At 32.8% G+C, this 23,170-nt stretch carries 21 protein-coding genes; 15 read left to right on the top strand and 6 right to left on the bottom strand.

All coding sequences use genetic code 11. The features are described 5' to 3' along the window. Positions 1-46 precede the first annotated feature (46 nt). From EV145_RS11735 to EV145_RS11685, 11 genes are all read left to right on the top strand, one after another. Positions 47-2,161 (top strand): TonB-dependent receptor plug domain-containing protein, encoded by a 2,115-nt coding sequence (locus tag EV145_RS11735; RefSeq protein ID WP_133525409.1) that lies wholly within the window; start codon positions 47-49, stop codon positions 2,159-2,161. Positions 2,162-2,175: 14 nt separating this feature from the next. Further along, positions 2,176-3,273, top strand: a complete 1,098-nt coding sequence (locus EV145_RS11730; protein ID WP_133525408.1) for an HmuY family protein — start codon at positions 2,176-2,178, stop codon at positions 3,271-3,273. 411 nt (positions 3,274-3,684) lie between these two features. Continuing rightward, positions 3,685-5,166: an SGNH/GDSL hydrolase family protein gene (locus tag EV145_RS11725; RefSeq protein ID WP_133525407.1), complete on the top strand. Its 1,482-nt coding sequence runs from the start codon at positions 3,685-3,687 to the stop codon at positions 5,164-5,166. Beyond that, positions 5,159-6,577, top strand: a complete 1,419-nt coding sequence (locus EV145_RS11720) for a GDSL-type esterase/lipase family protein (protein ID WP_133525406.1) — start codon at positions 5,159-5,161, stop codon at positions 6,575-6,577. The genes EV145_RS11725 and EV145_RS11720 overlap by 8 nt, the downstream gene beginning before the upstream one ends. A 1-nt stretch (position 6,578) precedes the next feature. Next, positions 6,579-8,261, top strand: a complete 1,683-nt coding sequence (locus tag EV145_RS11715) for an MBOAT family O-acyltransferase (RefSeq protein WP_133525405.1) — start codon at positions 6,579-6,581, stop codon at positions 8,259-8,261. A 196-nt stretch (positions 8,262-8,457) separates the two neighbouring features. Next, a complete protein-coding gene (ffh, locus tag EV145_RS11710; protein ID WP_133525404.1) occupies positions 8,458-9,810 on the top strand; it encodes a signal recognition particle protein in 1,353 nt (450 codons plus the stop codon). A 128-nt stretch (positions 9,811-9,938) separates the two neighbouring features. Then, positions 9,939-10,826 carry a bifunctional 5,10-methylenetetrahydrofolate dehydrogenase/5,10-methenyltetrahydrofolate cyclohydrolase gene (locus EV145_RS11705; RefSeq protein ID WP_133525403.1) on the top strand — a complete coding sequence of 296 codons (888 nt, stop codon included), beginning with the start codon at positions 9,939-9,941 and terminating at the stop codon, positions 10,824-10,826. Between the two features lie 404 nt (positions 10,827-11,230). Then, complete coding sequence (locus EV145_RS11700; protein WP_133525402.1) at positions 11,231-12,157, top strand: magnesium transporter CorA family protein; 927 nt, start codon at positions 11,231-11,233, stop codon at positions 12,155-12,157. A 484-nt stretch (positions 12,158-12,641) separates the two neighbouring features. Further along, on the top strand, positions 12,642-13,256 hold the full coding sequence (locus EV145_RS11695; RefSeq protein WP_133525401.1) for a hypothetical protein: 615 nt from the start codon (positions 12,642-12,644) through the stop codon (positions 13,254-13,256). Between the two features lie 4 nt (positions 13,257-13,260). Further along, complete coding sequence (locus EV145_RS11690; RefSeq protein ID WP_008464519.1) at positions 13,261-13,551, top strand: winged helix-turn-helix domain-containing protein; 291 nt, start codon at positions 13,261-13,263, stop codon at positions 13,549-13,551. Between the two features lie 58 nt (positions 13,552-13,609). After that, entirely contained in the window at positions 13,610-15,004 is a 1,395-nt protein-coding gene (locus tag EV145_RS11685; RefSeq protein ID WP_133525400.1) for a DUF4173 domain-containing protein, read from the top strand. Positions 15,005-15,058: 54 nt separating this feature from the next. Here the strand turns inward: EV145_RS11685 and rluF are convergent, their stop codons facing one another. The 3 genes from rluF to EV145_RS11670 form a co-directional block, all read right to left on the bottom strand. Further along, positions 15,059-15,883 carry a 23S rRNA pseudouridine(2604) synthase RluF gene (gene rluF / locus EV145_RS11680; protein ID WP_133525399.1) on the bottom strand — a complete coding sequence of 275 codons (825 nt, stop codon included), beginning with the start codon at positions 15,881-15,883 and terminating at the stop codon, positions 15,059-15,061. A gap of 155 nt (positions 15,884-16,038) precedes the next feature. Then, on the bottom strand, positions 16,039-16,383 hold the full coding sequence (locus EV145_RS11675; RefSeq protein ID WP_133525398.1) for an antibiotic biosynthesis monooxygenase family protein: 345 nt from the start codon (positions 16,381-16,383) through the stop codon (positions 16,039-16,041). A 7-nt stretch (positions 16,384-16,390) separates the two neighbouring features. After that, positions 16,391-17,542, bottom strand: a complete 1,152-nt coding sequence (locus EV145_RS11670) for a cytochrome P450 (RefSeq protein WP_133525397.1) — start codon at positions 17,540-17,542, stop codon at positions 16,391-16,393. Between the two features lie 75 nt (positions 17,543-17,617). Between EV145_RS11670 and EV145_RS11665 the strand changes: the two genes are divergently transcribed. Beyond that, entirely contained in the window at positions 17,618-18,298 is a 681-nt protein-coding gene (locus EV145_RS11665) for an ArsR/SmtB family transcription factor (RefSeq protein ID WP_133525396.1), read from the top strand. A 215-nt stretch (positions 18,299-18,513) separates the two neighbouring features. Here EV145_RS11665 and EV145_RS11660 read toward each other — a convergent pair whose 3' ends face one another. The 3 genes from EV145_RS11660 to EV145_RS11650 form a co-directional block, all read right to left on the bottom strand. Further along, positions 18,514-19,377, bottom strand: coding sequence for an alpha/beta fold hydrolase (locus tag EV145_RS11660; protein WP_133525395.1), 864 nt, complete (start codon positions 19,375-19,377; stop codon positions 18,514-18,516). 190 nt (positions 19,378-19,567) lie between these two features. Continuing rightward, a complete protein-coding gene (locus EV145_RS11655) occupies positions 19,568-20,347 on the bottom strand; it encodes a zinc ribbon domain-containing protein (RefSeq protein ID WP_133525394.1) in 780 nt (259 codons plus the stop codon). A gap of 3 nt (positions 20,348-20,350) precedes the next feature. Continuing rightward, complete coding sequence (locus EV145_RS11650) at positions 20,351-21,445, bottom strand: Nif3-like dinuclear metal center hexameric protein (protein WP_133525393.1); 1,095 nt, start codon at positions 21,443-21,445, stop codon at positions 20,351-20,353. Positions 21,446-21,633: 188 nt separating this feature from the next. Here EV145_RS11650 and EV145_RS11645 point away from each other — a divergent pair, with 188 nt between their 5' ends. From EV145_RS11645 to lpxK, 3 genes are read left to right on the top strand one after another with little or no spacing between them, the layout of a single operon-like run. Next, positions 21,634-21,879 carry a DUF2683 family protein gene (locus EV145_RS11645; RefSeq protein WP_133525392.1) on the top strand — a complete coding sequence of 82 codons (246 nt, stop codon included), beginning with the start codon at positions 21,634-21,636 and terminating at the stop codon, positions 21,877-21,879. Then, positions 21,861-22,142 (top strand): Txe/YoeB family addiction module toxin, encoded by a 282-nt coding sequence (locus tag EV145_RS11640; protein ID WP_133525391.1) that lies wholly within the window; start codon positions 21,861-21,863, stop codon positions 22,140-22,142. The genes EV145_RS11645 and EV145_RS11640 overlap by 19 nt, the downstream gene beginning before the upstream one ends. 4 nt (positions 22,143-22,146) lie before the next feature. Then, entirely contained in the window at positions 22,147-23,169 is a 1,023-nt protein-coding gene (gene lpxK / locus EV145_RS11635; RefSeq protein WP_133525390.1) for a tetraacyldisaccharide 4'-kinase, read from the top strand. Position 23,170: the final 1 nt, after the last annotated feature.

Below are 23,170 nucleotides of genomic sequence, written 5' to 3'. Positions count from 1 at the left end.
AAAATAGTTTATATATTTGCGTCATTATTAAGACTGAATAAAAATAATGAAAATTAAAATTACCCTTTTTGCTGGATTTCTTTTTTCGACCTATTCTTTTGCACAGCAGAAAGATAGTATTGTCTCTCAGGAAAAACTTTCTGAGGTTGTTGTAACAGGACAATTTGAACCGCAGTCGATTAAAAAATCTGTTTTTAATGTTCGAGTGATTTCAAGTCAGGATATTCAAAATTTAGCAGCAACCAATTTAGCCGATATTTTAAATCAATACTTAAATATTACAGTAACTCCAAGCGGAACAAGTGGCCGTTCTACTGTTTCTTTATTTGGTTTGGATGCACAATATTTTAAAATTTTGGTTGATAATGTACCGTTAGTGAATGAAGCTGGTTTGGGTAATAATATTGATTTATCTCAAATTAATCTTAATGATGTTGATCATGTTGAAATTGTAGAAGGTTCGATGGGTGTGACCTACGGGGCTAATGCCGTAAGTGGTGTTTTAAATATTATTACAAAAAAATCTTCAAAATATAAATGGGGAATAAACGCATCAGTCCAGGAAGAGACAGTTAATAATGAGTATTCTCTTTTTGATGAAGGACGACATATTCAGTCTCTTAGAGTTTCTCATACTTTTAATAAAAACTGGTTTGTCTCAGCAGGAATTAATCGTAATGATTTTCAAGGATATTTAAATGATAAAAATGGAGTTAATTACGCCGAAAATGACGGAACACGTGGCTACAGTTGGCTTCCAAAAGATCAATTAAACGGTACGGCAACATTAGCATATCAAAAAAATAATTTTCGCTTTTATTATAAATTCGAGTTTTTAGATGAAAATGTAGATTATTATAATAGTACTGTACAATCCGGATATAACAGTACTCTTGGGTCATATCGTTATGCAGATGATAAAAGATATTTCACAGACAGATATTTCCATAATTTAAATGCAACTGGAAGATTATTTTCTCAATTAAATTACAATGTTTCGCTTTCACATCAAAAACAAGAACGTGATGTTGAGAGTTTTCGATACTATTTAGGAAATAAAACAGAAGCAAATAATACTACGTTAAAAGATCAGTCGATGGAAGTGCTTTATTCGACAGGAACGTTGAATAATTTTTTCACAGACAAAACAGTTGATCTGCAATTGGGTTATGAATTAGTAAATAATAGAGGTTATTCCTTGGTTCAGGAGGCAAATAATATTTTTAATCCAGTTCAAAAAACACTTGAGAACTATGATTTTTTTGCTTCATCAGAAATTATGGCAACGCACAAATTTTCAATCCGACCAGGAATCCGATTTTCTGCTCAGTCTCAATTTAAAAATCAATATGCTTCATCTTTAGGTTTGAGATATTTGTTTGAAAAAGGAATTGAGCTTCGTGGTTCTTATGGCAATTCTTTTAGAACACCAACTTTTGACGAACTATATTCAAAACAAATATTTGACGGGCATTTTTTTACAGGAAACGAAAATCTAATTCCTGAAACGAGTACTTCTTACGAAACAAGTCTTAAAAAAATGACTTTGTTTTCATCAGGATTGCAGCTCTCGAACACTTTTGCGGGAAGCTATCTAAATGTTAATGATAGGATTGATATGGCATTAGTAAGATTTAATCCAGATACTGGAAATCCGGAATATCAATACATTAATATAAGTAAATATAGAATGTGGAATTTCTCAACAATGAACCAATTACGAAAAGAAAACTTCACATTTAATTTTGGTGCAGCTTTAATTGGTATTTCACAGGAATTAAAAAATCAGGTGTTTATTTCTGATGATCAATTTCTTTATTCTTTCAATTTAAACACAAGTTTTTCTTATACAGTTCCAAAATGGAAAACTATCGTTTCAGCATATTATAAATACAACGGTAAAACACGCCAGTATATACAAGGCGCTTCTTCTTATATTTTGTCTGAAGTTGCTCCAAGTAATTGGCTTGACATTACTGCAAGACAAAATTTTTTCAAAGATCATTTTGAAGTAACGGTAGGAGCAAGAAATGTTCTAGACGTTACTAATGTAACACAAACAGGAACTGCCAGTGCTGCAGGACATGCAGGAGCAGGCGAGGTAATGCTTGCATACGGGCGTTCTTATTTTTTGAAATTATCGTATAATCTTAATCTTTAATATATATAAATACCATGAAAAAGTTATTATTTTTATCAATCGCTCTTCTATCACTAGCCGCATGCTCAAGTGACGATGATACTCCAGTAGAAATCCCTACAGTTGGAGCAACTTTAAAGCCAGTTATTGGCGGACCTAATCAGCCAAATCAGGTTTATCTTGATTTAAGTAGTGAAGATTCTAAATCTGTAAACAGAACATCTTGGGATTTTGGTTTCTCAACAGGTTCAGATTTTAGAGTAATCTTAAACGGCTCTCTTAAAATGGCGGTTAAAAAATTAGCTACTTCAGACATTACTTTGTCTCAAACAATTGATGCAAACGTTGCTGTTGGTGCTGGTACAACACTTTCTAGTAATGGATTTGTAGATAATCCAACAGGAGTTTTAGCTGGAGCTGGAGCTGGAATTGGAACTGCAATTGCTGAAATTTCTGCTACAGATGCTGACAACAAAGTTTATTTAGTAAATCTTGGGTTTGCTGTTTCTACTACACAGCCGGCAGTTGGATCTGTTAGTGTTGATGGTGATGCAAGAGGATGGAAAAAAGTTAGAATTTTAAGAAGTGGAAATGGATACAAAATTCAATACGCTGATTTAACTTCTACTACTTTTACTGAAAAAACTATTGCTAAAGACGCTGCTTATAATTTCTCTTTCTTTAGTTTAACTACAGGAAGTACGGTTTCTGTAGAGCCAGAGAAAACAAAATGGGATTTAAATTTCACAACGTTTACAAATTATATCCCATCTGCGGATGCTAATAATAATCCAATTGAAGTAACTTATGGATATTCAGATTTTATTACTACAAATGCAAAAGGAGGAACTCAGGCTTACCAAGTTTTAGTTTCTGCTGGAATCAGCTATACAGATTTCAAAAAAGCGAATGTTGTTGAAACTAATTTTGCTGTTTCAGCAACAGATCAGAGAGTTATTGGTTCAAACTGGAGAAGCGGTGGAGGTCCAACTAGTTTGCCAAGTATCAGAACTGATCGTTTTTATGTAGTAAAAGATGCTGCTGGAAATTACTATAAAGTAAAATTCCTTTCTTTGACAAATGATGCAGGAGTAAGAGGAAATTCTGTTTTAGAATACGCTATTTTACAATAAAAATATTTTTGAAAACCCTCAAATAGTTTGTTTTTTGAGGGTTATTTTGATTTAGTATTTATTTTAACATACAAAGGGTTACTTTATTGATTGTTGTGGTTATTTATACTAACACATTATTTGTTAAGGCTATAAATACAATACATTCTCAGTCAAATTTTAGGTAATTAAACTTGCTGTAAAATAAATTTTTATGAAACAGTTAGTTAATCATTAGCTTTGTTTTTTTTATTTTTTTTGATAAAGAGGTTAGATTCGTCTGGCCTCTTTTTTTGTTTTTTAGTTTGTTTGCAAAAACAATTATTAATTAAGGTTTAATCTTATCTTTGCACATATTTTTCCATAATAAATTAGAGGAAATTTCGTTCAAATTGATTTTTGGAATCAATTCTTTAAAATTTAAATTTACAAGTGAATACAAAATCATATTTTTTTCAGTCTTTCGCCATTGTTGCATTAGCATTTGTTGCTTTTATTGGATTCAAGCAAGTTTTGCCGAATAAGATTTTTTCTGAAAGCAAAATAAATTCTAAAAATGTGCTGATCGACAGTCTTCTTTTAGAAGCCGTTGCTAAAGATTCTTTAAGTGAAAACGACAGCATTGACGCAATCGAAGATGCTCAAGGAAAAGAGGAAATCGTTTATGAAAATATTGAAGGAATTGAATTTCCATCTGAAACTTTTGATGATTACAAAGGGTATCAATACTTGATTTCGTTTTATGAAAAGTTATACCAATTAGAAAAAAATCCAGAATCAAATGTCAGAATTGCATATTACGGCGATTCAATGACTGATGGCGACTTAATTGTTCAGGATGTTCGAACCAATTATCAGGAACGTTTTGGAGGAAATGGCGTTGGTTTTGTTTCGATTACTTCAGAGTCGGCTGCATCACGCGGTTCGGTAAAATCTACATATTCTAAGAACTGGAAAACACAATCTTATTTAAATGTAAAAAAACCTTCAAGTCCTTTTGGTGTAAACGGACATGTGTTTTTTGCTAATGATAATACCAACCCAACTTGGGTGCAATATGAAGCAGGAACTAATAAATATTCTACGACTTTAGATAATCCGACTTTATTCTACGGAAGGGCATCTAAAAAAGGAAAGGTAAATTTTGTTATTGGAAAAGATACTTTAAAGAAAACTCTAAATCCGAGTAATTTAATTAATACTTTAAAAGTAAGTTCTGGTCATTTAAAAGCTTTTAAAGCCAATTTCGTAAATGCAGATTCGATTCCAATTTATGGTTTCAATTTTGATAACGGAAGCGGTGTTCACGTAGATAACTTCTCGCAAAGAGGAAACTCGGGATTGCCAATTTCAATGTTTAATGCAAACGTAATGCAAGGTTTTAATAACAATCTGAAATACGATTTGATTATTTTGCATTATGGAACAAACGTATTGAATTACGGAACCAAAAATTATAATTGGTACGAAAGAGGAATGACAAAAACGGTAAATAAAATAAAAGAATCCTTTCCGGGAGTTTCTATTTTAATTGTTTCCACAGCAGATAAATCGACCAAATACGATTTAGAAATGAAAACAGATTCGGCTGTTGTACCTTTAATGAGATCACAAAAAAGATATGCGCTGGACACAGAGTCTGGTTTTGTAAATTTATATACTTTGATGGGCGGTGACGGATCGATGGTAAAATGGGTTGACGAAACTCCGGCTAAAGCCAATAAAGATTATACGCACTTTAATCAGCGCGGTGCAAAAGCAATTGGAAATTTATTGTATACTCAATTAAATAAAGGTTACGAAGAATATAAAATATTGCGTGAAAAACGTGAAGCTGCTTCAAATCAGCAAAGAGCAGCTCGAAAAACCAATACAGATTCTACCTCTGTTAAAAAAGATAGTGTAAATGAATAAACTGATTATTTTTTTCTGTTGTCTTTTTTTATCTCCAAATGATAAGACGCAAAAAACAGATTCACTTCCAACAACAAAAAATATGATTCACAAAGTCGATTCAATAGTGGCTGATCCTGTTTCTGAAGATCAAATTTACAATGCAAAAGTACTAAAGGATTTTTTTGAAAAATTACAGGAAAATGAAAGTCACAGCAATCAGAAAATAAATATTGTTCATATTGGCGATTCTCATATTCAGGGAGATTTGATGACTAATGAAGTGCGTAAAAAATTGCAACAGCAATTTGGAAATGCGGGCCGAGGTTTAGTTTTTCCATATCAGCTTGCTAAAACAAATGGATCTTATAATGAACGCTTTTATTCAAACAGAACTTGGGAAAGTTATAGAAATATTCTTCCAGCAAAAAATGCTCCTGTTGGTTTAAGCGGTATCGGACTTTGGCGTGATAACAATGGTTTTGCTGTCGAACTCCGCGTAAAGGACATGGCTTATAAATTTAATACTATAAAAATTATTACGCCGCAAAATCAGCATATGTTTGATTTAGCAACTTCATCTCAAATCAATCTGATTCAGTCTACAGAGAAAAAAGTTATTTCGCATAAAATTAAAAAAGGAGAAGCAATTTCGACAATTGCTGACAAATACAATATTTCGGTTGCAGACATTAAAAAAGCTAATGGATTAAAATCAAATAATATCCGTGCGGGCCGAACATTAAAAATTCCAACAAACGAAACAAAACAAAAAACGATTAAAAGTTCTGAATTTGTTCCATTAAATTTAGAAACAGATTCTTTTTGTCATTATTACAATTCAGATAAAGCTTTAGAAAAAATTTATTTGATTCCGAATAAAGAAGCTTCAAAATATGAATTAAACGGAATTGTTTTAGAAAGAGATACGCCAGGAATATTATATAGTGGTATTGGTGTAAACGGAGCTAAATATTCAGATTACAATAAATATCCGTTGTTTTTTGAGCAGTTGAAAGCAGTCCATCCAGATTTGTTAGTTTTTTCACTCGGAACAAATGAAAGTTACGACAAGCTAGAAGCTGAAAGTTATATTAAGCATTTGAGAGAATTTATAAGTAATATCAAAGCTCAAAATATAAATGTCCCGATTATCGTGATGACACCGCCGCCATCTTTGCTTAGAAAAAAGCCCAATACTTATATTAGAGATTATACGAAAGAGATTTTGGAAATCGCGCAAAAAGACGGTTTTGCCGTTTGGGATTTATACGATGAATTTGGAGGTATGGACGGAATACGGAAATTAAAAACTCAGAAATTAATTGGTCCAGACTGGGTTCATTATTCTAAAAAAGGATATGAAAAACAAGGCGACTTGTTTGCGCAGGCAGTTTTAAAAGCATACGATAATTTTAAATCAAAGAATTAAATTGATAACAATAGATAGCATTAATGATTGGTTCATCCAAAATTTTGGTGCAATTACAATAGAACAAGTTAAAAGCTGGTTTATTTATAATCCAGACGAAAAATTATTATTTAATACGGGTTTATTCCTAGGATTATTTCTGGTTTTTTATTTTGTGTATGCTTTTTTACGCAAAACATTTTATTTGAGATTGACTTATGTTATTCTCTTCTCGCTTTTCTTTTATTATAAGTCAAGCGGTGTTTACTTTTTGCTTTTATTGCTTTCATCTGTTGTTGATTACGGATTGAGCCAGATTATTTTTAGAGCGACAAAAGACAGCACTAAGAAAGTATATCTTATAATTAGTGTAATCTTGAATTTAGGATTGCTTGGTTATTTCAAGTATATGAACTTCATGATTGTGACATTCAATGATATGTTTCATGGCAATTATGCGCTTCATGATATTTTTCTTCCGGTCGGAATTTCGTTTTATACTTTTCAGTCGATGAGTTATATTATTGAAATTTATCGTGAAGAAATTAAGCCAACCAAAAATTACATCGAATATTTATTTTTCGTTTCGTTTTTCCCGCAGTTAGTTGCTGGTCCAATCGTACGTGCAAAAGATTTTCTTCCGCAGATTTATCAAAAATTAAATCTGTCGAGACAAGATGTAAACAATGCATTATTTTTGATTATTGGTGGATTGATTAAGAAAACCGTAATCTCAAATTATATTTCAGTAAACTTTGTCGATCGTGTTTTTGATACGCCAATGAGTTACACTTCTTTTGAGAATTTGATGGCTTCTTACGGATATGCAATTCAGATTTATTGTGATTTCTCAGGATATTCAGATATGGCAATCGGAATTGCTTTATTGCTTGGATTCAAATTGCCTGTCAACTTTAGAACGCCATATAAATCAACTTCGATTACAGATTTTTGGAGAAGATGGCATATTTCATTATCAACTTGGTTGAAAGACTTCTTGTATATTTCTATGGGAGGAAACCGTGAAGGATCTTTCGCCGGCTATTTATTCCCGAGTTTGTTTTTCTTCGGATTATTGGTTTGGGGAATCACAAGCTACAATACCAGTATAATTCCGCTAATTGTTGCATCAGTTTCAATAGTGCTTTTTTGTTTGTCTTTTTTGCTTTCCAGCAAAAAGAAACAAACTTTGGTAACCAATTTGAATTTATTCACCACAATGCTTCTTGGCGGATTGTGGCACGGAGCGGGAGCACAGTTCATTGTTTGGGGCGCTTTGCACGGATTAGCTTTGGCAATTCATAAAATTTTCGTGGAGATTTTTCCTTCCAAAAAAGATAAAAGCCCTAATTTCCTTTGGAGATTTTTTTCAATCGTAATTACATTCCATTTTGTGGTTTTCTGCTGGATCTTTTTCCGAGCCAGAGATTTTGAAACGGCTTTGCAGGTAATTAATAATATTGGGCAATTAACATTCGAACCAGAACTTTGGAAAACAATTGTTATTGGTTACAAGAATGTATTTGGATTAATGTTATTCGGTTATGTTTGGCATTTCTTGCCAGAAGCTTTCACAAACGGAATGAAATCTGTTTTCGATAAAACGCCAATATTAGTAAAAGCAATAATTCTTGGGTTCGTTTACTGGATCGTTTATGCAACCGCAGTTGCTGGTTCGCAGCCGTTCATATATTTTCAATTCTAAGTTGAAGTAATTAATCTCGCAAAGTCGCGAAGTCGCAAAGTTTTTTTTATTCTTTGCGACTTCGCGACTTTGCGAGCAAAATGACAAAGTGAACTTTGTGTAAAACCTTGCGCACTTTGCGGTTAAATGCAGCTAAATAAAAATTGCCTGAAATATCTAATTAGATTATCTTTGCACTTCAAATAAAGAAAATAATATGTTTGATAATTTAAGCGATAAGTTAGATAAAGCGTTCCATATATTAAAAGGGCACGGTAAAATTACAGAAGTAAACGTTGCCGATACTTTAAAAGAAGTTCGTCGTGCATTACTTGATGCCGATGTTAACTTTAAAATTGCTAAAGATTTTACAGCTAGAGTAAAAGACAAAGCAATTGGTCAGGACGTACTTACAACATTACAGCCAGGACAATTATTAGTAAAACTGGTAAAAGATGAGTTGACAGAATTAATGGGTGGGGATGTTGCTGGTGTTAACTTATCAGGAAATCCAACTGTTATTTTGATGTCAGGACTTCAAGGTTCTGGTAAAACTACTTTCTCAGGAAAATTAGCCAACTTTTTAAAGACTAAGAAAAATAAAAAACCACTTCTTGTAGCGTGTGATATCTACCGTCCAGCGGCGATCAATCAGTTGCATGTTGTGGGAGATCAAATAGGTGTTGAGGTTTACTCAGAGCCAGAAAACAAAAATCCTGTTGAAATTGCTCAAAATGCAATCAAACATGCAAAAGCAAACGGTTTCAATGTTGTAATTGTCGATACAGCCGGACGTCTTGCAGTAGATCAGGAAATGATGGACGAAATTGCACGTGTTCACAAAGCAATTCAGCCACAAGAAACTTTATTCGTTGTCGATTCGATGACAGGACAAGATGCTGTAAACACAGCAAAAGCTTTCAACGATATCTTAAACTTTGATGGAGTTATTTTAACGAAATTAGATGGTGATACTCGTGGTGGAGCTGCACTTTCGATCAAATCGATTGTAAACAAACCAATCAAATTTGTAGGTACTGGAGAAAAAATGGAAGCAATTGATGTTTTCTATCCAGAACGTATGGCAGAGCGTATCTTAGGAATGGGAGACGTTGTGTCTCTTGTAGAAAGAGCTCAAGAACAATTTGATGAAGAAGAAGCTAGAAAACTTCAAAAGAAAATCGCTAAAAACGAATTTGGTTTCGATGATTTCTTAACGCAGATTCAGCAAGTTAAAAAAATGGGTAATATGAAAGACTTGGTTGGAATGATACCAGGAGCTTCAAAAGCCATGAAAGATGTAGAAATTGAAGATGATGCTTTCAAACATATCGAAGCCATCATTCACTCGATGACGCCAATTGAAAGAAGCAAACCTGCCATAATCGACGTAAAACGAAAAGCCAGAATCGCGAAAGGTTCCGGAACTAAAGTCGAGCAAGTAAATCAGTTAATGAAGCAGTTTGACCAAATGAGCAAAATGATGAAGATGATGCAAGGTCCGGGCGGAAAAAACCTGATGAAAATGATGGGAGGCATGAAAGGAATGCCAGGCGGAATGCCGAGATAATAAAATTAAAAGTTTCAAGTTTCAGGTTTCAGGTTTTGAAACAGAAATTTGAAACTTTTTTTAATATAATAAATACGAGTTTCGTTTAACTTGAAACTTTAAACCTGAAACAAAAATAACAAAACACAATGCAACTACTAGACGGTAAAAAAACATCTAACGACATTAAAAACGAAATTGCAATCGAAGTTCAAGCTATAAAAGCGGCAGGAGGAAAAGTACCTCATTTAGCAGCGGTTTTAGTAGGGAATAACGGAGCAAGTTTAACTTACGTAGGAAGTAAAGTAAAATCATGTCAGGAAATTGGATTTGATTCAACTTTGGTAAGTCTGCCGGAAACCATTACCGAAGACGAACTGCTTGCTAAAATTAAAGAGTTAAATGAAGATGATAATCTAGATGGTTATATCGTTCAGTTGCCTTTGCCAAAACATATCGACGAGCAAAAAATCTTACTAGCGATTGATCCTGATAAAGATGTTGATGGTTTTCATCCAACAAACTTTGGTAGAATGGCCCTTGAAATGGAAAGTTTCATTCCAGCAACACCATTCGGAATTATGGAATTGTTAGAGCGCTATAAAGTTGAAACTTCAGGGAAACATACCGTTGTAATTGGAAGAAGTCATATTGTTGGACGTCCAATGAGTATTTTAATGAGCCGTAAAGGAAATCCAGGAGACTCTACAGTGACATTGACGCACAGTCGTACTAAAAATTTAGCAGAATTCACTAAAAACGCTGATATTATCATTACAGCTTTAGGAGTTCCTGAATTTTTAAAAGCTGATATGGTAAAAGAGGGAGTAACGATTATAGATGTTGGAATTACTCGTGTAGATGATGCATCAAACGCAAAAGGATACGTTATTAAAGGTGACGTAGATTTTGATGGTGTAAGCAAAAAAGCAGCATTTATTACACCAGTTCCAGGTGGAGTAGGACCAATGACAATTGCAATGTTGCTTAAAAATACGCTTTTAGCTCGTAAAATGAGAAGCGCAAGAAATAAATAACTTGCGTACAATTATATTTACAAAAGCCTGTTCATTTTGAGCAGGCTTTTTTTTTACTACTCCGCTGAAATTTTTCTAACACATAGAAACATAGGATTTAGGTTCTAAAAAAAGAATGTAAAAGAGAAACAGATTTCTCTTACATAGTTGTTAACTCCCACTATGTTTGTTTAAAAAAAGCGAAGCGACTTTTTCACAATTGTAATAGCTATGTTTCTATGTGTTTAAAAACCATTTTAATATTTAATTAATAGTTTAAACTTTTGGTTCTTAAAAATAAAGGATACTTTTGCAGCACTTTAAAAAATAACACTTCTCCAAATGGACGATTATTATTCGTTAGTATTTAATTAAAAGCAGCTTTTGAAATTTCAAAATGCTGCAGTAAAAACCTGTATTTTGAAATGAAAGCCCTTTACACAAACAACAACGGATTGGTAGAAATCCAACAATGGACTCCAAATTGCTGGATTAGTATTGAATCTCCAACAGAAGCAGAAAAAAAATATTTACTGGAAGAACTTCAAATTCCCGAAGCATTCTACAATGATATCGAGGATATTGATGAAAGACCCCGTATAGAAATTGAAGACGGCTGGACTTTGATTATAATGCGTGTTCCTATAAAAAGTAACGACATTAAGCTCCCTTTTCAAACCATTCCGTTAGGAGTAATTTTTAAAGGCGATGTTTGTGTAACTATTACCTTTTACAAAACAGAAATTATATATGATTTTATGTTGTATTCGCGACGTAAAAACATTCAAGTTAAGGATAATTTCGATTGGGTTTTGAGATTGCTTCTTTCTTCAAGCGTTTGGTATTTAAAATACCTGAAACAAGTCAATCAAAAAATTAAACTTGCTGAAGATAATTTAGAAAAATCAATCAAAAACGAAGAATTGCAAGCCTTGCTTCAAATCGAAAAATGTTTGGTTTTCTTTATCACCTCATTAAAGGCAAATGACGTATTATTTCAGCGTATAAAAAATTTAAAAGCATACAAAGCTGATTACGATTCAGATTTATTAGAAGATGTTGAAATTGAATTAAGCCAAGCGCAGGATACAGCCAATATTTACAGTAATATTTTAACTGGAATGATGGACGCTTATGCTTCGGTAATTTCAAATAATATGAATAATATAATGAAACAGATGACTTCAATTTCGATCATCTTGATGATTCCAACCCTAATTGCCAGTTTGTACGGAATGAACGTGCCAAACGGTTTGGAAGAAAGCAAATACGGAATCTGGATTTTGCTTTTAGTTTCTGTCGTATTATCTGCTTTTGGAGTGTTCTTGTTCAAAAGAAGAAGATGGTTTTAATCAAAATATAAATAGCAATATTACAAGGTCTGTTCGTTTGAGCAGGTTTTATATTTTAATAGTTTGGGCGTGACCGTATTTACAAAAGGCGCTACTTAAAATACCGCCTATGTGCGCCTTTCGCAAATACGGTCGGGCTATCCATGCTACTTCGGTAGCTTATTTCTATCCCTCACGCAGCTCACCGTTAAAAATAAAGTCCCTGAGGGAAGACATATTTATTGTATTATGAATTTTATTTTTACAGAGCTCCGTTGGAGTGGCATCTTTAGAATTGTAATTAGAGTATATCGCTCTTCCGGAGCTTTTGATTTGGCTACTTGTAAAAGACTATAAATATATTGCTCCGCTGGAGCTGATCGAAACAATAAATGTTACTAAGATGCTTTTTTAATAGATGTGTGGTTGATTCGAAAAAAAAACATATTATTTCCCTTGTCATTTCAAAATAAAATATAACTTTGTACTGCAAAGTACTTTAATTATGAATCAGAAACACCAAGAAGATTTAGCACATATTCGTTCCATGATGGAGCGTTCTTCAAGATTTATATCCTTAAGCGGACTTTCGGGAGTCTTTGCTGGACTTTCGGCCCTAATTGGGGGTTTGTATGTTTACCAGCTTTTTAAAATAAATGGTATTGAATATTTTACTGATGATCATATTTTATTATCTGGTAATCTGGTTTCTCATTTATTTTTAACTGGTGTTATAATTTTAGTTTGCGCTTTCGTATTTGGAGCCTTTTTTACTATTAGAAAAAGCCGAAAATACAATTTGCCAATTTGGACATCGGCAACAAAAAATATGTTATTTAATCTCGCTGTTCCATTAGTCTCAGGAGGTCTTTTTTGTCTGGCTTTAATATATCACGGATATTATGGCTTAGTGGCGCCATCGACTTTAATATTTTACGGTCTTGCAGTTATAAATGCCGAAAAATATACATTTTCAGATATAAAATATTTGGGCTTTTTGGAGCTTATTTTAGGAGGTATTTCGCTTTTTTATATAGGTTATGGTTTGATATTTTGGATCATTGGATTTGGAATCCTGCATATTATATACGGATTAGTGATGTTCAAAAAATACAAATAACCCAATGGGAATCATTGATAAACTAAATAAAGATTTTGAAAGCCGTGTCAGACTGGGTATTATGTCCGTTCTGATGGTTAACGACTGGGTAGATTTTACCGAGATGAAAACGCTTTTGAATATCACCGACGGTAATTTAGCAAGTCATTCTTCTGCATTGGAAAAATCAGAATATATCGAGATCAAGAAAGAATTTGTTGGCAAAAAGCCCAAAACATCTTATCAGGTAACACCGCTAGGCCGCGCGGCGTTTAAAGAGCACCTTTCTTATCTTGAAAAATTAATGAAATCGTAATAACGCTATTTTTTTGTTTAATTACTTTGAAAAACAAAGTACTTTTAATTTAATAATCATGAAAAAACACCACATTATTTTTGTCTGCAGTTTTATTTTTTTACTGCTTTTTTATAGAGAAGACCCAGGACTTAACTGGTCTATTTTTGGACTTGTGCTAACGGGTTTTATTTGCTACTTTTTTCAGGATCGATTTACTGAACGAACACATTTGATATTAGTCATAACATCAGTTTTGTCATGTCTTGCTTTTGGATGGTACGGCGATGCCCCTTCGTTTTTTGCTATGGCGTTGTCAATATTGTTTTTACAATTTAAAACTCAGGATAACAAATTGAAAATCATCCAGATTTTTCCGCTGGTTCTCTTAAACGGAATTGCTTCATTAGGGCGTATTTGGATCTTTAAACAATGGCTTCCAGAGAAAAAAATCCATAATAATTTTGCCAAAAAACTAATTGCTTTTGTTGTAATTCCTGCCATTTTCCTTGGATTGTTTTTTATTGTGTATTCTTTTGGGAGCGACCATTTCTCATCATTGTTTACAGATTATACTTTAGATATTGACGTGCCGCAACTTGTGTTGCTTACTATTGCGGGCTTTTATATTTCATTCAGTTTCTGGAATTATTGGGTGCCGGAAGTTTGCTATGAAAAAAATGAGCTACTTGACAATGAATTTAAAAATATAGTCGAAGTCAAAAATCAAAATACATTTTCATTTCTCGACTTAGATTTCGAAAGAAAAAGTGGCGTGATTACTTTGGTACTTTTAAATCTAATGCTTTTGGTTTTCATTGCAACTTACAATTACGAACAGTTTTTTGAAGTAGTCACAGCGCAAGCTTCTAAACTAAGTGCTGATACGCATGAAAGAGTAAATGCTGTTATTTTTTCAATTCTTATGGCGGTTGGTGTAATTATGTTTTATTTTAAAGGAGGATTCAATTTTGATAAAAAAGCTACGTATCTTAAAACACTCGCTAAAATCTGGATTTTTTTAAATGGAGTTTTGATTGTAAGTACTATAATTAAAAATTCAGAATACATTTCATTTTTTGGTCTGACTTACAAACGACTGGGAGTTTACGCATTTCTTGTTTTAGCAATTATTGGTTTAGTTTATTCTTTTCTAAAAATTACGAAGCAAAAAACAAACGCTTATTTGATCAATCAAATGGTCTGGTATTTTTATGGAACGGTTCTTTTGTGCAGTTATGTGAATTGGGGAAATCTAATTACAAATTATAATATCGCTGTAAATAAAGGAGTAACGCCACAATTTCTAAGCAGTTTGAATTTTAATGACGACATTCGAAGAGCTTATTTTCTGCAAAATCATTTAGATGGAGGCAAAACAGAAATACAAAGAGAAGAATTGATTGATTTTTACCAAAATTCTACTTTTTTGTCGAAAGCATTGTATTATGACTTTCTGACGGAGAAAAAATAAAAATTAAAAAGGTCCGAACTGCAAAACAGTTCGGACCTTTTTATATGAATTCATTTAATTATCTCCTCTTTTCTTAAATCGAGGATCGTGTTTCGAAATAAAAGTTGTTCTTCTATTTGAAGCTGGTTTTGGACTTTCAACCTTTGGCAAACTTGCTTCTTCTGTTTTGCTCGATGGTTCAATTAACTGATTTAATTCTTTGATTTCATCATCAGTCAAATCGCGATAACGACCAACCGGAACATCCAAAGAAATATTAATAATTCGGATACGTTTCAAAGCCGTAACGTCATAACCCAAATATTCCGTCATTCTACGAATCTGACGGTTCAAACCTTGTGTCAATATAATTTTAAAAGTGTACTTGCTGATTTGCTCAACCTTGCATTTTCGGGTTACTGTGTCCAAGATCGGAACTCCATTTCCCATTCTTTCTATAAAACGATCTGTAATTGGTCTGTTTACGGTTACCGTATATTCTTTTTCATGATTGTTTCTGGCGCGCAGAATCTTGTTTACAATATCACCGTCATTGGTCATAAAAATCAATCCTTCACTGGCTTTATCCAATCTTCCAATCGGAAAAATACGTTTCGGGTAATTAATATAATCCACAATATTATTTCGAACTTCAAGATTTGTTGTGCATTCAATTCCAACAGGTTTGTTGAAAGCCAAATACACCAGCTTTTCGTGTTTCTCCACGATCAATTTTCCGTCTATGCGTACTTCATCATCTGGCGAAACTTTAGTTCCCATTTCCGGCACAGCGCCATTTATAGTTACGCGTCCTTCTTCAATTAATTTATCAGCCTCACGACGAGAACAATAGCCGGTTTCTCCAATAAATTTATTCAGACGTTTTAAATTTTCTTCCATACTGCAAAAGTAAGCAAAATTTAGACTTCTTAGATTTTTAGATTTTAGACTTCTTAGATTTTCCGCAATCTTGTCATTCCTCGGAATGACAAAACGGGGTTTGGACAATTGAAAAAACCTTAGAACCTTAGCAACTTAGAATCTTAGAACCTCTTTTAAGAATGAAATTCAGAACTATCCTCAGGCGTTTCTTTCCGATCAAACATTCCGTAATCGCGAACGACAGTTGCAATTCTCAAATGATAATCTTTAAAAACTTCATTTCGTCCTTTTGCTTGTGCATGACGATGCATTTCAAGATTTCGCCATTGTTGAATACTTTCTTCATCTCTCCAAAAAGACAAAGACAAAACTTTTTCGGGATTGCTAAAACTCTGAAAGCGTTCTATTGAAATAAAACCTTCAATGTGATCTAATTCTGGACGCAAACTCGCAGCAATATCCAGATATTCTCCTTTTTTTCCTTCGTTCGGAATAACTTCAAAAATTACAGCTATCATATTTTTTTTATTGTAATGAAAGCCAGATCGTTTTTGGTAATCTGGCATTGATCATTGGTTCGTATTGAATATTATTTTCTAAAAGTTGTATCGTTTTATAGTTGTCAAATAAAAACCATAAAGCGTCAGTGGCTAACTGAATCGAGAAATATTTCGCCAAGCACATATGGCCACCAATTCCGAAAGTTAGATTTTCATTATTGTTGCTTCTTTCAATATCAAAGTTAATTGGATTTTCAAATTTTTTAGAATCAAGATTTGCCGATGCAAGTACAATTAAAATCGGATCATTTTTTTTAATAAGGCTTTCGCCGATGTAAAAATCTTCAGTCGCAATTCGTCTGGTGTTATGAATTGGAGGATCAAAACGTAAAGTTTCAACAACTGATTTTTCAATTTCTATTTTGCTGTAAAAAGTTTTATTATTCAGAATTTGTAATAACGAATTACTCAAAATCCCTCTTCCAGCATCATAACTCTGAATAAATAATCCGATTAAATTACTAATACTTATTGTTTTAATTTCGTCAGACGAAAGAGAATTGGATTCCGAAATTTTGGCTGATAAAGATTCGTGAAAATCTAATGAAGAAAGCTGTTTTTCTACAATCGAAAAAATTGCTGACGAAATTTCATTTATAGATTCGACTTGCGCTTCTGTTTTCTGCGGAAGCATAATTTTAACCAAATATTCAATTTGATTTGAAATAAATTCACAATCCTTTTCTTCAAAACCAAAACTTTTCAAAACAACCAAAACAGGCAATTTTTTGCAAACCGAATTTACCCAGTCTACTTTGTTTTCTACTAAATTACTTTTTATTATTTGAGAAATAATCGAATTGATATCGACTGATTTCATTTTAGAAAATAATAACATTGCAATTTCTTTTGAAACTTCATGCTGCATTCCGTTTGATAATCGTGTCAGATTATTTAAAATTCCTAAAGCTTTTTTATTAAGTTTCTGTTCGTTTTTTGCATTTACAACCGGAATATAAGCTTTTCGATTTTTCAAAATAGAAACGCAATCGTCATAAGAATATATAGCCCATATTTTATTCGTTTCATCCCAATAGACCGGATTGTTTTGTAATATGTTTTTATATATAAAATATGGATCAGTAACGTCAGATTGAAGGAATAAAGTCGAATACATGTAGAATGTTTTTGACAAAGTTATTTAACTTTACAAAGCAATAGTTCATTCTGCACTTAACTATGAATAGCTAAAATGGAAGATCAATTTATAAAAACAGCATCATTAATTGGCGATCCAACACGCGCCTCAATTCTATGGACTTTAATGGACGGTAGAGCTTTTACAGCTACAGAATTGGCGGTTTCTGTAAATACTTCTCCACAAAATATAAGCATGCATTTAGGAAAACTGCTAGATGCCGATTTGCTTTGTGTAGAAAAACAAGGCCGTCATAAATATTATAGATTTTCGAATAAAGAAGTCGCATACGCGCTTGAAGCAATGGCAAGATTGATTCCGAAACCAGAAGTTCCTTCAAAAAATAAATCCGAAAAATATCCTCCAATAAAATTCTGCCGAACTTGTTATGATCATTTAGCTGGAAAGATTGGTGTTGCTTTAACGGATAGTTTATTGGAACAAATGATAATTGTAGAAAAAAACAACGCTTTTGAAATTAGCAACGAAGGAGAAAAGTGGTTTTCGGATTTTGGAATTAATTTAGAAGAAGCGCAAAAACAAAAACGAATATTTTTAAAACCTTGCCTGGATTGGAGTGAAAGAAGAAACCACATTGCTGGTTCAGTCGGAACTTTGCTTTTTAATAAAATGATAAAAGAAGACTGGCTCAGGAAAACCGAAAATTCCAGAGCCATAATTGTTACTGGAAAAGGAGAGAAGGAATTGTTGAAGTATTTTAAAATTGTTGTTTAGACAACTTAGACTTCTTAGATTGTTAGACTTATTAGATTACTAGAATTTTAGATTTTCGCGTAAAGTTTGTCATTCCGAACGAGGAATCTCCGCAAGTGACTCGATAAAGATTGGCGATTTTAGGAACGGAGTTTCTCGCGGAGATTCCTCGTTCCTCGGAAGGAATGACAAAAATGGGTTACAATAAAGAAAACCTTTGCCTCTTTGAACCTTTGCTACTTTGAACCTTCAGAAGAAAAAAGAAACTCAATCACCTTATTATACAATTCATCATCATGCATTCCGTGGCCTAAACCTTTAGTTTCAATAAACTGACTATTTTTCCAATTACTGGCTATTTTTTTGCCTTCTTCAAAAGCCACAATTTTATCTGAAGTATCGTGTGCAATTAAGCCCTGAACATTAAATTGGGATGCAAATTTCTGTCCTGAAAAATCTTCCAGTTTAAAGTTGAAACGATCCATAAATTTACTTTCTAAAAGCGAAAACATTTTGGTATTTAAACTCAGCATGGAAACATAATTGTCAATCAAAGTTTTTAATTCTGAAGGAGCGCCTAAGATCACCATTTTGTTAATGCTGGTATTCGGGAATAAATATTGATGATATACACAAGCCGCGCCTCCGATAGAATGCCCAATAATAATTTCTGGCTGATATTTTTCAACAGCCTTATTGATGAATTCTGCATAAAGCGGCACATTGAACTCTTTACCACTGCTTTGTCCGTGCGCGGGAGCGTCAATAGCAATAATTGTACTTCCAGATTTTTGAAGATGTGGCAAGGTTTTTTTCCAGCGTGCAGCATTGCTTTCCCAACCGTGAACAAGCAGGATTTTGGTTTCATTTCCTTTCCAGACATAAGTCTGAAAATGATGTTCATTATGGTGAAAGATTTCAGTTTCTGTATTTTTTAAAATTTTTGGGAGTGTTTCTTTTTGCAGTCTGCCAATTCTTGGCTGGCTAAAAAGTGCGTACGAAAGTTCAACAGCTTTTTGCGGACGAACGTAACTCAAAAAGTTAATATAAGTGCCCACAGATTTTAATGTAATAAAACGAATTCCTTTTTTAATTCCCAAAACGTAATTTTTTTTTAAAGGTAAAAAAATGAATGATAAACTCGCTAAAAAAAGTTTTGCCACAGATTAAAAGATTTAAAAAAGATTTTATCTCAAAGCTTGAGTGACTTTCTATATGTGTTAATCTTTTTAATCTGTGGCAAAAAACTAATAAGCAAAAAAAAAGTCCCGATTAAATCGGGACTTGTATTTAGATTTTAGAGAACAATTGTTCCATTTTTTCTTTTTCTTCTTCAGCTAATTGAGTATCAACTAAAATTCTTCCAGAGTGCTCATCAGTAATGATTTTCTTTCTTGAAGCAATCTCAACTTGCGTTTGTGGTGGAATAGTGAAGAAAGATCCTGCTGAAGCTCCTCTTTCGATAGAAACTACTGCTAATCCGTTACGAACACTACTTCTGATTCTATTGTAAGCTGCTAACAATCTGTCTTCGATTTGTCCAGCATACTCTGCTGATTTCTCAGTCAAGAAGATCTCTTCTTTTTGAGTTTCAGCCATAATTGCATCAAGTTCAGATTTTTTATGTTTTAAATGTGAGCTTTTTGCATCAAGTTTTTCTTTTAAATTAGAAATAACTTCTTTTTTATGTTCGATAGAAGATTTCATTTCTTTGATTTGCTTTTCAGCCAATTGAATTTCTAATTCTTGAAATTCAACCTCTTTAGTCAAAGAATTAAATTCTCTGTTATTACGAACTGATTCTTGTTGTTTAGTGTATTTTTTGATAACCTCTTTGTGCTCCTCAATAGCATTTTTCTTTGCTTTGATTTGCTCTTCAATCACTTCAAGTTCACTTTTCAGTTTCTCTGAACGAGTGCTCAAACCTGCAACTTCATCTTCTAAATCTTCAACCTCTAAAGGAAGTTCTCCTCTAACGTTTCTGATTTCGTCAATTCTAGAGTCAATAAGCTGTAAATCGTATATTGCTCTTAACTTGTCCTCAACACTTAATTCTTTCGTATTCGCCATATTCTATAAGTACTTAACTGGATTTGTATTTTCTTCTGATAAAATGATTGCAAAATTAAGGATTTTTTTTCGAAGATAATCAACAATATAGTTTTTTGTATAGCGTTCGCTCTCAAAATGACCAATATCTGCTAAAAGAAGCTTGTTTTCGGCCTCATAAAATTGATGATATTTTAAATCGGCGGTCAAAAACGCATCGGCTCCAGCCTGAATTGCATTTTTTATGGCAAAACTTCCCGAGCCTCCCAATACGGCTACTTTTTTTATTTTTTTTCCTAAAAAAACCGAATGGCGAATTCCGTCAGCAATCATTTTGTCTTTTACGAAATTTAAAAAGTCTTTTTCATCCATTTCGGATTCAAATTCGCCAATCATTCCTAAACCAATATTTTGATGGGAATTTTCGAGATTGTAAATTTCATAGGCTACTTCTTCATAAATATGATTAGCAAAAAGTGCTTTTAAAATTCGAGACTGCAAATGTTTTTCAAAGGTAACTTCAATTTTTATTTCTTCAGTTTCCGTTAGTTCGTGACGTTCTCCAATAACCGGATTGCTTTCAGAATTTCCTTTGTAAGTTCCAATTCCGTTGGAGTTGAAACTGCAATTTTCATAATTTCCAATAGTTCCAGCTCCGGCATCAAACAAAGCCTGACGAACTTTTTCAGCATTTTCTGGAACAGTGTAAGTAACTAATTTTTGAATGAAATGCTGTTTCGGGATCAAAACTTTTGTATTTGTCAAACCCAAAGCGTCACAAAATATTTTATTTACGCCAGCCGAATGATTATCTAAGGCAGTATGAACGGCATAAATTGCAATATCATTTTTAATGGCTTTTAAAATTGCTCGCTCAACATAATTTTTACCTGTAATTTTTTTAATTCCCGAAAATAAGATCGGATGAAAACAAACTACCAAATTGCAGTTTTTCGAAATTGCCTCGTCAATAACATTTTCTAAAGCATCATGACAAACTAAAACTCCACTACTTTCTGTTTCCGCATTTCCGACTAAAAGCCCAACGTTGTCAAAATCTTCGGCGTAAGCCAAAGGTGCCATTTCGTCGAGGACTGTTATTATATTTTTGATTTTCATTTTTAGTTTTTTCAAATTTTAGGTTTTACGATTTGCTTGTTGAATGAAACCTTAAACAAATTAACGAATTACAGAGTCAACTTTAAAATATTTTAGAGAATATTGTTTTTATAGTTATTACTATTGGTAATACATTATATTACCAATTATTTCCATTTTTGTATATTTGTAACTCTAAATAAGAAGTCATGACTACAATAAAAATTAACGAACGCACCAAAACAGGAAAAGCATTTATGGAAATGTTCGAAGCTTTTTTTAAGGGTGTTGAAGGTATTGAAATTGTTGAAACAGATGAGTACGGGCAAGTCAATGAAGAAAAAACTATTTATAGTCCTGAATTTATTGCCAAAGTTAAAAAAGCAGAAGAAAATATTAAAAAAGGAAAGACAACAAGATTAAATCCTGAAGACATATGGGGAAGTATTTTGTAGACTTTGAAGATATTGCTCGTAAGGATTTAAAAAATCACTATAAGTCAGGAAATAAAGCTACTATTAAAAAGATTGAAAAAATACTTTTAGAATTAACTGAGAATCCTTTTTCTGGGGAAGGACAGCCAGAAGAATTGAAATATGAATATAAGGGTTATTGGTCAAGAAAAATTAATAAAAAAGACCGATTAATTTATAGAGTAGAAGAGGATATTGTCACTGTTATTATCGTTTCTGCAATGGGACATTATTCCGATAAATAATTCTATGAATCTACTCCGAAAAATACTTTTCCCGTTCGCTATTTTGTACGGATTTATTACTTCAATCAGAAATTTTCTTTTTGATAAAGGAATTCTGAAATCGACTTCATTTGATATTCCTGTTATTGCAGTTGGAAATTTAAGTGTTGGCGGAACCGGAAAAACGCCTCAAATTGAATATTTAATTCGGTTATTGTGTGACCAATATAGAGTTGCGACTTTAAGTCGTGGTTATAAGAGAAAGTCTGAAGGTTTTGTTTTGGCCGATGCAACTTCAAATGCTGAAATTTTAGGCGATGAACCTTTTCAATTCTATCAAAAATTTCCAAATATTCAGGTTGCTGTTGATGCAAACAGAACAAACGGAATTACGCAATTGCTTTCGCAGAAAAACAAACCAGAAGTAATTTTACTCGATGATGCTTATCAACACCGAAAAGTAAAAGCAGGTTTTTATATTTTGCTGACTTCTTATGATGATTTATATGCCGATGATTTTATGCTTCCCACAGGGAATTTGCGCGAAAGCAGAAGCGGAGCAAATAGAGCAAAAATTGTAATTGTAACAAAATGTCCAAAAGATTTATCAGATGAGAAGCAGGCTGAAATTCGATTAAAATTAAATTTAAGTTGTTCGCAACAAAGCTTTTTTACCTTTATAGATTACGATGATGTAATTTATGGGAAAGAAGAAAAAATTGCGGTTAATGCAATCAAATCAGAATCGAAATTGCTTCTTGCCGGAATTGCAAAACCAAAACCATTTTTTGATTATTTAAAAAATGAAACGGATGAATGTTTGATTTTTCCTGATCACCACCATTTTTCTGGAGCCGATTTAAACTCCATTCAGAATAAAGCAAATGGCAAAAAAATCATTATAACCGAAAAAGATTACGTTCGACTAAAGGATTCGAAATTGGTTTCGCAATTGTATTATCTTCCTATAAAAAGTACTTTTATAAACAATCATCAAAATTTTGATGCAACGGTTTTAGAGTATGTGAGACAAAACTTAGAATCTTAAA

It is taken from the genome of Flavobacterium sp. 245 (genome assembly GCF_004362055.1).
GTDB lineage: Bacteria > Bacteroidota > Bacteroidia > Flavobacteriales > Flavobacteriaceae > Flavobacterium.
The sequence above is the reverse complement of the archived record's forward strand: the minus strand, read 5'-3'. Positions and strand labels throughout refer to the sequence as shown.